A 12,519-nucleotide genomic window follows, 5' to 3' on the forward strand; every position below is an offset into this window, starting at 1 on the left:
CATCACCGCTCTTTCAACTCCTTCTGGCTTCGATGAACTGAAGCGTAACCGCTGCCGAAAACCGCGTAACTCATTGTTTACCAAGGAGTTTTCCGCTTCGACTGCGCCGGAAGTGGGGCGAATTATAGGCCTTCAAAATCTGCCGTCAACCCTTGATTAAGCTTTTCTTGCAGAAGGAGGCTTTTTAGCTGTTAAACGCGGAATTCGACGGATTACAGGCGGCAATCTCAGCACCAACAACAAAGCACCTATAGAAGCATAGATCGCCCATTCCTTCAGATCGGCACGAACGATCCATAACATATGCAGCAGGCCGAGCCCGAGAACCACATAAACCAACCGATGCAGTTTTTTCCAGCGAGCGCCCAAGCGCCGCTGGCTGTAGCGATTGGAGGTTATTGCCAATGCCAGCAAACAGAGAAACCCCAGGACTCCGACAATAATGTAGGGACGCTTGCGCAACTCGATGCCCAACTGCGACCAATCAAAGCCGAGGATGAACGCGGTGTAACCGCTCAAATGCAGGACAACATAAGCGAAGCACCACAAACCCAACTGCCGCCGAACCGCTATCCATCCCGACCAACCGGTGAGCTTCTGCAATGGCGTCATGCTCAATGTAATAAGCAGCAGCACAAGCGTCCCCTGCCCCAATCGATCAACCAGTACTTTGCCGGGATCCGGCCCCAGCACATCCGCCCAGGCCTGATACAACCAAAGCAGCGGCCAAATCGCGGCAGCGATGAAGACACCAATACGCCAGTACAAATATCGCATCAGTAATGCTTCCGCAGATCGAGCCCTGTATAGAGGGAAGCAACTTCATCCGAGTAGCCGTTGAACATTTGCGTGTCCCGCACATTGGGCTTGAACAGACCGCTCGGCAAACGCCTTTCCCGCGCCTGGGTCCAGCGCGGGTGATCGACCGTCGGGTTCACGTTCGCATAAAAACCGTACTCGTCGGAGGCGATACTCTGCCAAGTGGTTTTCGGCTGCTCGCTGACCAAGCTGATTCGCACGATGGATTTGATGCTCTTGAAACCATACTTCCAAGGCACTACCAGACGCAGCGGCGCACCGTTCTGATTCGGCAGCTCACGCCCATACATGCCCACAGCAAGAATCGCCAACGGATTCATCGCCTCATCCAGACGCAATCCTTCTACATAAGGCCAGTCGATCAGGGCAAAACCGGAACGCTGCCCGGGCATACTCTTGGGATCCTGCAGCGTTTCGAAGCGAATGAACCTGGCTTTGGAGGTCGGCTCGACTTCCTTGAGCAAAGCCGAAACAGGAAAACCGATCCATGGAATGACCATCGACCAGGCTTCCACACAGCGAAGACGATAGATGCGCTCTTCCAGTTGATAGGGCTTCATGAAGTCTTCCAGCGCATACCGCCCCGGCTTCCCCACTTCTCCGTCCACCACCACGCTCCAGGGTTCGGTTTTCAGTGCCCCGGCGTTGGCCGCGGGATCACCTTTATCGGTACCGAACTCATAGAAGTTGTTGTAGTGGGTCGCGTCCTTGAAAGGCGTAATTGCCTCATCCTTGACGTTGACTGCTCCCCATTTGGTAGAAGGGAGCTTTTCGGCAAACCAGGCCGGCGCCTTGCCAGGCTCGACGTCGCCATAACGCGCAACATCACCAGCACTTGCCCAACGCGGCAGGCTGCTCACCGCCAAACCGGCGACGGCAGCACCCAATACACTGCGACGAGAAAGATAGAGGGATTCAGGCGTGACGTCCGACTCATGACAGTCAGACGCTTTAGGGACTTTGATCAGCATGGCAACTCCGCAGCTTTGGAGGACAGATGCACCATAGACTGCGGAGTATGAGGGAAATTACATCACTCGGCTTTTTTGTGCCGACGAAGGCGCAGCAGGTACTGAATCGGCCCGGAAGCCGCATAGGCAAGGAACACCAGCAGCAGGATACGCGGCGGATCACTGAACACAACGGCGAATACCAATACCACCGCCAGGATCGCGACAAAGGGAACCCGCCCTTTCAAGTCCAGCTCCTTGAAGCTGTTGTACTTGATGTTACTGACCATCAGCATGCCAGCGGCGGCAACCATCAGGGCAACCAGGAATGACATCTTGGAACCCTGAATGCCGTAGTCGCTGAAGGCCCAGACAATGCCCGCGACCACACCCGCGGCGGCGGGGCTGGCCAAGCCGATGAAGTAACGTTTGTCTGCGGTGCCGACTTGAGTGTTGAAACGCGCCAGACGTAACGCCGCCCCCGCTACATAGATGAAGGCAACCATCCAGCCGACCTTGCCCATGTCACCCAGCGCCCAGCCGAACGCCAGCAATGCCGGGGCCACACCAAAGGCAACCATGTCCGACAGCGAGTCGTACTCGGCACCGAAAGCGCTTTGGGTATTGGTCATACGGGCAACGCGACCGTCGAGGCCGTCGAGCACCATGGCGACGAAAATCGCGATCGCGGCAAATGCAAAATATTTACTCGCGCCGATCGCATCGCCAGCACTCAAGGCACTCTGGGCGCTCATCGAGTTAATGATGGAATAGAACCCGGCGAAGAGGTTCGCAGTGGTGAACAGATTCGGCAGCAGATAGATACCACGATGCCGGACTTTACGACCTTCAGCGTCATGCCCTTCTTCGATGTGCTCATCGACGGGCAGAAGGCTTTCGGCGTCAGAAGCCTGCTTTGGCTCTTCGGGACGTTCGCTCATGGACATTACCTTGCAACGGGGTGGAAAGTTTCGACAGGTGCCTGGGACGACGGTTCGGCCACAAACAATGCAGCTTTATACCAGAACCGGCGGATCCAAACGAAAAAACGCGGCCTAGGCCGCGTTTTCCGTACAAGCTCGCGACTTAGTTCTTGGCTTTGTCGACGATCTTGTTGGCACCGATCCACGGCATCATGGAGCGCAGTTGCTCACCGATGATCTCGATACCGTGAGCGGCGTTGTTACGACGCTTGGCGGTCATCGAAGGATAGCCGGTGGCGCCTTCGCTGATGAACATCTTGGCGTATTCGCCGTCCTGAATACGTTTCAGAGCGTTGCGCATCGCCTGACGGGATTCGGCGTTGATCACTTCCGGACCGGTCACGTACTCGCCGTACTCAGCGTTGTTGGAGATCGAGTAGTTCATGTTGGCGATACCGCCTTCGTACATGAGGTCAACGATCAGCTTCAGTTCGTGCAGGCATTCGAAGTAGGCCATTTCCGGCGCATAGCCAGCTTCAACCAGGGTTTCGAAACCGGCTTTCACCAGCTCAACGGTACCGCCGCACAGAACGGCTTGTTCGCCGAACAGGTCGGTTTCGGTCTCGTCCTTGAAGGTGGTTTCGATGATGCCGGTACGACCGCCACCAACGCCAGCAGCGTAGGACAGTGCAACGTTTTTGGCGTTGCCCGAAGCATCCTGGTAGATAGCGATCAGGTCAGGGATACCGCCGCCTTTGACGAACTCGGAACGCACGGTGTGGCCCGGAGCTTTCGGCGCGATCATGATCACGTCGAGGTCAGCACGTGGCACAACCTGGTTGTAGTGAATCGCGAAGCCGTGGGAGAAGGCCAGGGTGGCGCCTTTCTTGATGTTCGGCTCGACTTCGTTCTTGTACAGGGCAGACTGGAACTCGTCCGGGGTCAGGATCATGACCAGGTCGGCAGCCGCTACGGCGGAAGCAACGTCAGTCACTTTCAGGCCGTGAGCTTCGGCTTTGGCAACAGTAGCCGAACCTTTACGCAGACCGACAGTAACGTCAACGCCGGAGTCTTTCAGGTTGCACGCTTGAGCGTGACCCTGGGAACCGTAACCGATGATGGCAACTTTCTTGCCCTGGATGATCGACAGGTCGCAGTCTTTATCGTAGAAAACTTTCATGAATTTCCCCTTTATATCTGGCCCTTCAGGCCATTCGCTAATTTGGTTTAGATGCTAAGTACTTTGTCGCCGCGGGCAATCCCGGTGACGCCACTGCGTACGGTTTCCAGAATCGAGGCAGTCCCGATCGATTGAATGAAACTGTCGAGCTTGTCGCTGGTACCGGTCAATTGAACGGTATACACGCTAGCGCTGACATCAACGATCTGCCCGCGATAAATATCGGTGGTGCGCTTGATCTCGGCGCGCTGGGCGCCGGTGGCCTTGACCTTGACCAGCATCAGTTCACGCTCGATGTGAGCACTCTCCGACAGGTCGACCAGTTTTACCACTTCGATCAGCTTGTTCAGGTTCTTGGTGATCTGCTCGATGACTTCATCATGGCCGACAGTGGTCAGCGTCAGACGCGACAGGGTCGGGTCTTCGGTTGGTGCCACGGTCAGGCTTTCGATGTTGTAGTTGCGCTGCGAGAACAGGCCGACTACACGAGACAAAGCGCCGGGTTCGTTTTCCAGAAGCAAGGAAATAATGTGCCGCATGATTAAGTACGCTCCGTCTTGCTCAGCCACATATCGCGCATGGAGCCGTCTTTGATCTGCATCGGGTAGACGTGCTCGCTGGTGTCGACCGAAATGTCGATTACCACCAGGCGATCTTTCATGGCGAACGCCTCTTCCATCTTCGACTTCAAATCTTTCGATTCCGTGATGCGCACGCCAACGTGGCCATAAGCCTCGGCCAGCTTGACGAAGTCAGGCAACGATTCCATGTAGGAATGCGAGTGACGGCTGCCATAACTCATGTCCTGCCACTGGCGGACCATACCCAGCACACCGTTATTCAGAATGACGATCTTCACCGGCAAACCGTATTGCAGGCAGGTCGACAGTTCCTGAATGTTCATCTGGATGCTGCCCTCGCCCGTAACGCAGGCGACGTCGTCATCCGGGAAGCTCAACTTGATGCCCATGGCCGCCGGCAAACCGAAGCCCATGGTGCCCAGGCCACCGGAGTTGATCCAGCGGTTTGGCTTGTTGAACGTGTAGTACTGCGCGGCGAACATCTGGTGCTGACCCACGTCGGAGGTCACAAAGGCGTCGCCCTTGGTCACTTCGCACAGGGTTTCGATCACGGTCTGCGGCTTGATCATGCTGCCGTCGCCCTTGTCGTAAGGGAACAGGCCGCGATCGCCGCGCCACTCATCGACTTGCTTCCACCAGCTGGCGACGGACTCCTTGTTCGGGGTCTCGCCGATTTCCTTGAGGATCGCGACCATTTCGGTCAGGACACTTTCGACCGGACCGACAATAGGCACGTCTGCCTTGATGGTCTTGGAGATCGAAGCCGGGTCGATGTCGATGTGAATGATCTTGGCATTCGGACAGAACTTGGCCGGACCGTTGATCACGCGATCATCGAAACGCGCGCCGACTGCAAGGATCACATCGGCATGGTGCATCGCCAGGTTGGCGGTGTAGCTGCCGTGCATACCGAGCATGCCAATGAACTGACGGTCGGTGCCAGGGTAGGCACCCAGGCCCATCAGGGTATTGGTCACTGGCAGGTTGAGCATTTTGGCCAGCTCGGTCAGCGGCGCGGAGCCACCACCAAGAATCACGCCGCCACCTGAATAAAGCACAGGACGCTTGGCCGCCAGGAGCATTTCGGCTGCCTTGCGGATTTGCCCGGAGTGACCGCGAACGGCCGGGCTGTAGGAACGCAGCTTGGCTTTTTTCGGGAAAATGTATTCGAACTTCTCGGCCGGGTTGGTCATGTCTTTCGGGACATCGACAACGACCGGACCAGGACGACCGGATTGCGCCAGATAGAACGCTTTCTTCATGACTTCCGGGATTTCCGAGGCATGCTTGATCATGAAGCTGTGCTTCACGATTGGCCGGGAGATACCGATCATGTCGGTTTCCTGGAATGCATCGGTACCTACCATGGTGCTAGGCACCTGGCCGGAAATGATCACCATCGGAATGGAGTCCATGTAGGCCGTGGCAATACCGGTGATGGCGTTGGTTGCGCCCGGGCCGGAGGTTACCAGCACCACACCGGCTTTACCGGTGGCGCGGGCATAGCCGTCAGCCATATGGGTCGCAGCCTGCTCGTGGCGAACCAGGATGTGGGTCACTTCCGGTTCTTTGAACAGGGCATCATAGACATGAAGAAGAGCACCACCCGGGTACCCGTAGATATATTTGACGCCTTCGTCACGCAAAAAGCGGACGAGCATCTCACCGCCAGATAAAAGCTCCACGTTGTTCACCTCTAAAACGCCAGAATACCGCCCACATACAAGAGGACGGGTCTTAATAGGTTTACTTCTCGGCAGAGCATGAGCGACGGTGGTCGCCGACTACGTCAGCACTGACTGAGCAAGTATTGGGATCGTCCCAAGTGTTGCGGGCCTTTCCCACCCAGCGCGAGGTAACGCGTTGCGGGTGTAACAGGTCGGCGCGGATGTGCGCCTCATGATCTACCGAGTGGGTCTGCTTCTGGCAGTCCCTCTACAGCGGACTTTGGATTCTTCTGTTTCGCCCATCGCAAGTCAAGCCGTCAATGTGCTTTATTCGAACTAAGCACATGAGAACGCAAGAAAAAACCTTTAAACCGCAACTGTGTTAGCTTCGATTGCGCACTTATGACAAGGAAATGGCATGCGAACGTTCTTCCTCACCGCCGGCCTGCTGATCAGCCTGAGCCCTCTGTGCATGGCGGGTCAGATCTATAAATGGGTCGATGCCCAGGGCGTCACCCATTTCGATGGGCAACCGCCCCCAGGCCAGGAGCCCACCCTCGTCGTGACGCCCGCCCCGCCCATCGGCAAACCGAGTACGCCAACGCGCAGCGATGTCATAGGCGATCAACGGGCTATCGACAACAAAGTGAAAAAGCAGGTTACCGAGCAGCAAGCCCAGTTAAAAGTGTTCTGCGAGCAGGCTCGAACCAACCTGGCTCAACTGCAGAATAATCCGCGACTACGGGAGGATGTCGAAGGTGAGATGCGCCGCCTGACCGACCAACAACGTCAGGAACGCATCACCGAAGCACAGAAACAGATCGCAAAAAACTGCATGTAGGACCCTGCAACGGATTGGAGTTAGCGAGAGGTGGTGATCAACAGGTCGAACTCTTTGAGCAAGATCTGAAGCTGCCGATCCTTACCCTGGACGTTGCGGGCGGCGAAGACCATATCGGCCATTTCCTGAATCCCCGACGCGTTGGGTAATGGCAGGTCTTGTTCCAGGATCGACTTCATTCTTGGCAGGAAGATCCATTGCAGCCATTGCTCGAAATCCAGCGTATCCACCGAGAACGGTTCGACGCTGGATAGCGCCTCAGCGGATGGCGAAACTTCGTCCCACCAGCCCTGAACGCGCAGTTCGCGCTCGATCAACAGCAACTGTGTGGCAATCTTCGGGAAGCGTGCATCCATCACAGCGAGACCTTGGCCTTCTGACGCGCCAACGCTGCGCCGGCGGAGTCACCCTGTTTCTCACGCGCCTGGGCGATCAATTCCCACAAGCTGGCCTGAAGAGCCGGACGACCATTGGCGAACGTCAAACCACGGCGAGCGAATTGTTCGGCCTGAGCCGCATCGCCTTGAGCCATACGTACCTGAGCCAGACGATAAAGCACTTGCGGCTCACGCGGTGCGACACGCTGGGCCCGCTCGAGGCTGGAAGACGCGCCATTAAGGTCGCCACTGGCCTGTTGCTGCTGGGCAGTGGTCAACAACGCCAGGACCGGACCGTCCAGTTGCTCATCGGCGGACAGGCCGCCGGAGCTTGCGGAAGGAATCCCGCTCGGCGTCGACGGCATGCTGTAGCTGCCCTGGTTGATCGGTGCCGACTGGACCGGCGAGGTATCAATCGGCCCCGGAGTGATCGGGCCCGGGGTAATAGGCGAAGTGCTGATCGGGGCCGAGGAAACCGCGCCACCACCTGGCACCATCACGACGACGCCAGTGTCACCTTGCGGGATTGCCTGAGTCTGGGCTTGTGCAGGACGTTTTACCGTCGACTGCCGGAAACCGCCATTCGCCGAAATCCGTTCGCTGTTGGAGACGGCAGTGCCGGAATCCACAACCGGAATCGAGCCGCGCTGTACAGTAGAGCAACCGCTGAGCAAAGCCACGGCAGTTACCGCCGGAATCAACCACTTGTTCACTTGAAACCCTCTTTGCTTAATTCATCCAGCCCTTGACCCAATCCATCACCGATTCAGCGGGGTTTTCACCACCGCAAGCGGGACCCGGGGACGGTTCGCTGCCGCGAATATACGGCATCTGCACTGCGCCTGGGCAGCTGCCTTCAGAACCTTGCCCAGTGCGCGAATCGACCCAGGCCTGAACAATGTTATCTGGCTGCGGCATATCCAGCGGCAGCGGATCGGCTTTGCGCATGAAACTGGTCCAGACCTGCAACGCACCGGTGGCGCCGGTGAACGGCGTCTTGCCGTTATCATCGCGCCCCAGCCAGACCACCGCCAACAGATCCTGACTGAAACCGGCGAACCAGCTGTCCCGCGAATCGTTACTGGTACCGGTCTTGCCGGCCAGCGTCAGGGTTTTCGGCAACACGTTATATACCGAGCTACCGGTGCCTTCACGCATGACCCGTTGCATGGCGCTCTGAACCAGGTAAATGGACGCCGGATCGAACTGCTGCTGAATCTGGAACGGATAACGCTTGAGGGGCTCGCCCTCGGCGGTCAACACGCTGCGAATTCCGCGCATTGGCGTATTGAACCCACCGTTGGCCAGTGTCTGGTACATGGTCGCCACTTCGATCGGGGTCAAGCCACCAGCGCCCAGCAGCATTGACGGGAACGCGGGAAACTCGCGACTCACCCCCAGACGCGCCAGGGTCTTCAAGACATTCGGTACGCCCACTGCCAAGCCCAGACGCGCGGTCGACAGGTTGTAGGAATGCGCCAGCCCTTGATAAAGGAACACCGTACCGTGGGAACGGCGATCATAGTTCTGTGGTTTCCAGACCTGACCGTCCGCGCCTTTGACCGAGAAGGATTCGTCCGACAGCCAACTGGTCAGCGTGTACTGGCTCGGCTTCTCGAGGGCTGTCAGATAAACCGCCGGCTTGATCAACGAGCCGATCGGTCGTACGGCGTCCAGCGCCCGGTTGAAACCGGCGAAACCTGCCTGACGGCTGCCGATCATGGCCTGGACTTCTCCGGTTTCCGGATTGGTCACGACCATGGCCGCCTCAACCTCATCGGACCCTTTGCGCCCAGCCAGACGCTTGAACGTGTCATTGACCGAAGCTTCGGCTTTCATCTGCAGGATCGGGTCGAAACTGGTGAAAATCCGCAACCCTTCTTCGGTCAAGTCTTCGTCGCGGTAATCTTCGCGCAACTGACGTTTAACCAGGTCCAGAAAGCCCGGGAACGAGCTGTCGGCCAACTTGCCGCGCGTGGTCACACCCAGTGGCATTTTCTTCGCCGCCTCAACCTGTGCGGCGGTGGCAACACCTTGTTCCCCCAGAACATCGAGCACCAGGTTGCGACGCTCCAGCGCCCGCTCAGGGTTGCGACGCGGGTTGTAATAGGACGGCCCCTTGACCATGCCCACCAACAAAGCGACTTGATGCAGCTTCAGCTCGGACAATGGCTGCCCGAAGAAGAACTGGCTGGCCAGACCGAAACCGTGCACCGCGCGCTGACCATCCTGGCCCACGAACACTTCATTAAGGTAAGCCTCAAGAATTTCGCGCTTGTCGTAATGCAGCTCAAGCAACATCGCCATCATGGCTTCGGTGAGCTTACGGGTCAGGCTGCGTTCGCTGGTGAGGTAGAAATTCTTGACCAACTGTTGCGTCAGCGTACTGCCGCCCTGGGTCATTTTGCCGCCCGAGGTGTTGACGTAGACGGCTCGGACAATCGACTTCGGCGACACGCCCCAGTGACTGTAGAAATCCCGGTCTTCCACGGCAATCAGTGTTTCGAGCAGATACGGCGGAACCTGATCGATCTTGATCAGGATGCGGTCTTCAAGGTTTTTCGGATAAATCCCGCCAATCAGCAGGGGCTCCAGTCGCACCACAGAAAGCTTCGAACCGTTGGTCGCCGAAAGCTCGGCCACGTAATCGCCGGAGAAGCGTACGCGCACAGGCTGAGCCGTTTCCATGCCTTCATAGAACTGGAAGCCTCGGGTGTTCAAGTCGATGGTATTGCCATTGACCGCCGCCGCGCCGGGGCCGTTGCTGATGGCTTCGCGTCGGTAGCCCAAGGCATCGAGCTCGGTGAGGAAGTCTTCCTTGCTCAGCTTTTGGCCAGTGAACAGTTCAAGCGGGCGCGCGTACACCTTGGCCGGGATGGTCCAGCGTTTGCCGGAGAACTTCTCCTGGACGACAGCGTCGAGATAAACCGCGAACCCGGCAAGCACCACGAGGCCTACCAGGCTGAGTTTAAGGGCCCAGCCCAGCCAGGGACGCATGCCCTTGGAAGGTGGTTTTTTTGGGGTGCGGGGGGATCGAGTACGAGTCATGGCGGCGGATTATACGCACTTTATTCGTCCTCGACAGACGCCTGCTGAGGTTTGCGTCGGGCAGACTTGCGGCCATAATGGCGGCCTTGAATTTTTCCCAGACTCTGAAGGATCGCCTGTGAGCCAGTCCCTGATCGCTGCCCTGCAAAACCCGGCCCTCTACCCGCATCCCGTAGAAGGGTTTCAGGTCATCGAAACCCATATTTCGTGGGTGCTGCTCACCGGCCCCTACGCTTATAAAGTGAAGAAGCCAGTGAATTTCGGCTTCCTCGACTTCACCAGCCTCCAGGCTCGCGAGCATTTCTGTGCTGAAGAGCTGCGCCTGAACCAGCGTCTGACCCATGATTTGTATCTGGAAGTGTTGCCGATCACTGGCAGCGCCGAAGCCCCCCAACTGGGCGGCGAAGGTCCGGTCGTCGATTACGCCCTGAAAATGCGCCAGTTCCCACAAAGCCAATTGCTCAGCACCTTGCAAGCCAACGGCGAATTGACCACCACGCACATCGACGAGATGGCGGCGCAGATCGCTCAGTTCCATCTCAGCGCACCGAAAGTACCTGCCGAACATGAAGCCGGCACGCCAGACAGTGTCATGGCGCCGGTACGGCAGAACTTCGAACAGATCCGTCCGTTCCTCAGCGACAAGGCCGATCTGCTGCAACTCGAGGCGCTGCAAGCCTGGGCCGAAAGCAGCTTCGAGCGCCTCAAGCCGCTGTTCGCCCAGCGCAAGGCCGATGGTTTCATTCGTGAATGCCACGGTGACATTCATTTGGGCAACGCCACCGTGATCGACGGCAAGGTCGTGATCTTCGACTGCATCGAATTCAACGAACCGTTCCGCTTCACCGACGTTTACGCCGACACCGGTTTCCTGGCCATGGACCTGGAAGATCGCGGCCTGAAAAGCCTGGCACGCCGTTTCATCAGCCAATACCTGGAGTTGACTGGCGACTATCAGGGCCTGGAGCTGCTGAACTTCTATAAAGCCTACCGCGCACTGGTTCGCGCCAAGGTCAGCCTGTTCAGCATGCCGGCCGAAGCCGATCCGGTGCAGCGCGCCACCACGCTGCGTCAGTACCGCAACTACGCCAACCTGGCGGAAAGCTACAGCACCATTCCTTCGCGCTTTCTGGCGATTACCCACGGCGTTTCCGCTGTCGGTAAAAGCCACGTGGCCATGCGCCTGGTGGAAGCGCTGGGCGCCATTCGCCTGCGTTCCGATGTCGAGCGCAAGCGTATGTTCGGCGAGCAAGCCGTACCGAACGACCTGCAGGCCGGCATTTATAGTGCCGACGCCAGCGCCGCCACTTACAGCCGCCTGCATGAAATCGCCGGGGTAATTTTACATGCCGGTTTCCCGGTGGTGGTCGATGCCACCTACCTCAAGCGTGACCAACGCGACGGTGCGGCAAAAATCGCCGAAGCCACGGGGGCGCCATTCCTGATTCTCGACTGTGACGCACCGCAAGCGGTGATCGAGAGCTGGCTGAAGCAACGTCAGGCAGACAATAACGATCCCTCCGATGCCAACCTGGCCGTTATCGCCGCCCAGCAAGCCAGCCGCGAGGCCCTGACGCCAGCAGAAATCCTGTGCAGCAAACGCGTCCAGACCAATGAAAGTGGCACGCTCGATACCGTCGTTGCGCAGATTCGTCAGCGCCTTCCAGGCCTGTAAGAAACTAATTCAACCGTGAAGCCCTCACCGGCTTCACGGCTGTCAAATAGTGGCACTATACTGGCGTCATAAAACCATCAGGTGATGCGACATGAGCCAGCCGAAACTTCTCGACACCCCGCTTTATGCCTTGCTGCACAAAGACGACATCACAGGCTTTAACAACGAACGGCCCTCGGGCGGACCTATCGACATGGTCGGTGGCGACTTCCGTGGTCTCGATCTGCGTGAACTGAACGCCGACGGCATCGATTTCAGCGATGCCTATTTCCGTTCCGCCGACTTGCGCGGCATCGATTTTCGCAACGCTTCCCTTGAAGGGGCGAGCCTGGCCCACGCGCAGATCTCCGGCGCCTACTTTCCGCCGGAGTTGAGTGCCGATGAGATTCTGATGTCGATGAATTTCGGTACGCGCCTGCGTTATCGCACTCGCTAAAAGCGACGCCCTGACAAGTCCG

The 12,519-nt window shown here is 57.8% G+C and carries 12 protein-coding genes; 3 read left to right on the plus strand and 9 right to left on the minus strand.

What is annotated here, in order from left to right; translation table 11 throughout:
* Positions 1-156 precede the first annotated feature (156 nt).
* The 6 genes from msrQ to FHW68_RS20185 all read right to left on the minus strand — a co-directional run bounded on the left by msrQ (position 157) and on the right by FHW68_RS20185 (position 6,138).
* On the minus strand, positions 157-777 hold the full coding sequence (gene msrQ, locus FHW68_RS20160) for a protein-methionine-sulfoxide reductase heme-binding subunit MsrQ (protein WP_095630652.1): 621 nt from the start codon (positions 775-777) through the stop codon (positions 157-159).
* Complete coding sequence (gene msrP / locus FHW68_RS20165; RefSeq protein ID WP_095630651.1) at positions 777-1,790, minus strand: protein-methionine-sulfoxide reductase catalytic subunit MsrP; 1,014 nt, start codon at positions 1,788-1,790, stop codon at positions 777-779. Before msrP ends, msrQ begins: the two co-directional genes overlap by 1 nt.
* Positions 1,791-1,852: 62 nt before the next feature.
* Entirely contained in the window at positions 1,853-2,710 is an 858-nt protein-coding gene (gene pssA / locus FHW68_RS20170; protein ID WP_095630650.1) for a CDP-diacylglycerol--serine O-phosphatidyltransferase, read from the minus strand.
* Positions 2,711-2,855: 145 nt separating this feature from the next.
* Positions 2,856-3,872 carry a ketol-acid reductoisomerase gene (gene ilvC / locus FHW68_RS20175; RefSeq protein ID WP_095630649.1) on the minus strand — a complete coding sequence of 339 codons (1,017 nt, stop codon included), beginning with the start codon at positions 3,870-3,872 and terminating at the stop codon, positions 2,856-2,858.
* Between the two features lie 47 nt (positions 3,873-3,919).
* Entirely contained in the window at positions 3,920-4,411 is a 492-nt protein-coding gene (gene ilvN, locus FHW68_RS20180) for an acetolactate synthase small subunit (protein ID WP_003176102.1), read from the minus strand.
* Between the two features lie 2 nt (positions 4,412-4,413).
* Entirely contained in the window at positions 4,414-6,138 is a 1,725-nt protein-coding gene (locus FHW68_RS20185) for an acetolactate synthase 3 large subunit (RefSeq protein ID WP_095630655.1), read from the minus strand.
* Positions 6,139-6,538: 400 nt separating this feature from the next.
* Here FHW68_RS20185 and FHW68_RS20190 point away from each other — a divergent pair, with 400 nt between their 5' ends.
* A complete protein-coding gene (locus tag FHW68_RS20190; RefSeq protein ID WP_183682636.1) occupies positions 6,539-6,961 on the plus strand; it encodes a DUF4124 domain-containing protein in 423 nt (140 codons plus the stop codon).
* A 20-nt stretch (positions 6,962-6,981) separates the two neighbouring features.
* Here the strand turns inward: FHW68_RS20190 and FHW68_RS20195 are convergent, their stop codons facing one another.
* Genes FHW68_RS20195 through mrcB form a run of 3 tightly spaced genes read right to left on the minus strand, consistent with a single transcriptional unit; the run spans position 6,982 to position 10,386 of the window.
* The gene (locus FHW68_RS20195; RefSeq protein ID WP_183682639.1) at positions 6,982-7,317 is read right to left on the minus strand and encodes a YqcC family protein; all 336 of its coding nucleotides are present in this window, start codon (positions 7,315-7,317) and stop codon (positions 6,982-6,984) included.
* Positions 7,317-8,051, minus strand: coding sequence for a tetratricopeptide repeat protein (locus FHW68_RS20200; protein ID WP_095630646.1), 735 nt, complete (start codon positions 8,049-8,051; stop codon positions 7,317-7,319). Before FHW68_RS20200 ends, FHW68_RS20195 begins: the two co-directional genes overlap by 1 nt.
* A gap of 16 nt (positions 8,052-8,067) precedes the next feature.
* A complete protein-coding gene (gene mrcB / locus FHW68_RS20205; RefSeq protein WP_183682642.1) occupies positions 8,068-10,386 on the minus strand; it encodes a penicillin-binding protein 1B in 2,319 nt (772 codons plus the stop codon).
* Between the two features lie 118 nt (positions 10,387-10,504).
* On the opposite strand from mrcB, the gene FHW68_RS20210 reads away from it, so the two are divergent.
* Together FHW68_RS20210 and FHW68_RS20215 are read left to right on the plus strand one after the other, a co-directional pair.
* Positions 10,505-12,061: a bifunctional aminoglycoside phosphotransferase/ATP-binding protein gene (locus tag FHW68_RS20210; RefSeq protein ID WP_183682645.1), complete on the plus strand. Its 1,557-nt coding sequence runs from the start codon at positions 10,505-10,507 to the stop codon at positions 12,059-12,061.
* Between the two features lie 91 nt (positions 12,062-12,152).
* Complete coding sequence (locus FHW68_RS20215; RefSeq protein WP_183682650.1) at positions 12,153-12,497, plus strand: pentapeptide repeat-containing protein; 345 nt, start codon at positions 12,153-12,155, stop codon at positions 12,495-12,497.
* Positions 12,498-12,519: the final 22 nt, after the last annotated feature.

Origin of the sequence: Pseudomonas sp. Tn43 (assembly GCF_014192635.1) — a bacterium.
Taxonomy (GTDB): Bacteria; Pseudomonadota; Gammaproteobacteria; order Pseudomonadales; family Pseudomonadaceae; genus Aquipseudomonas.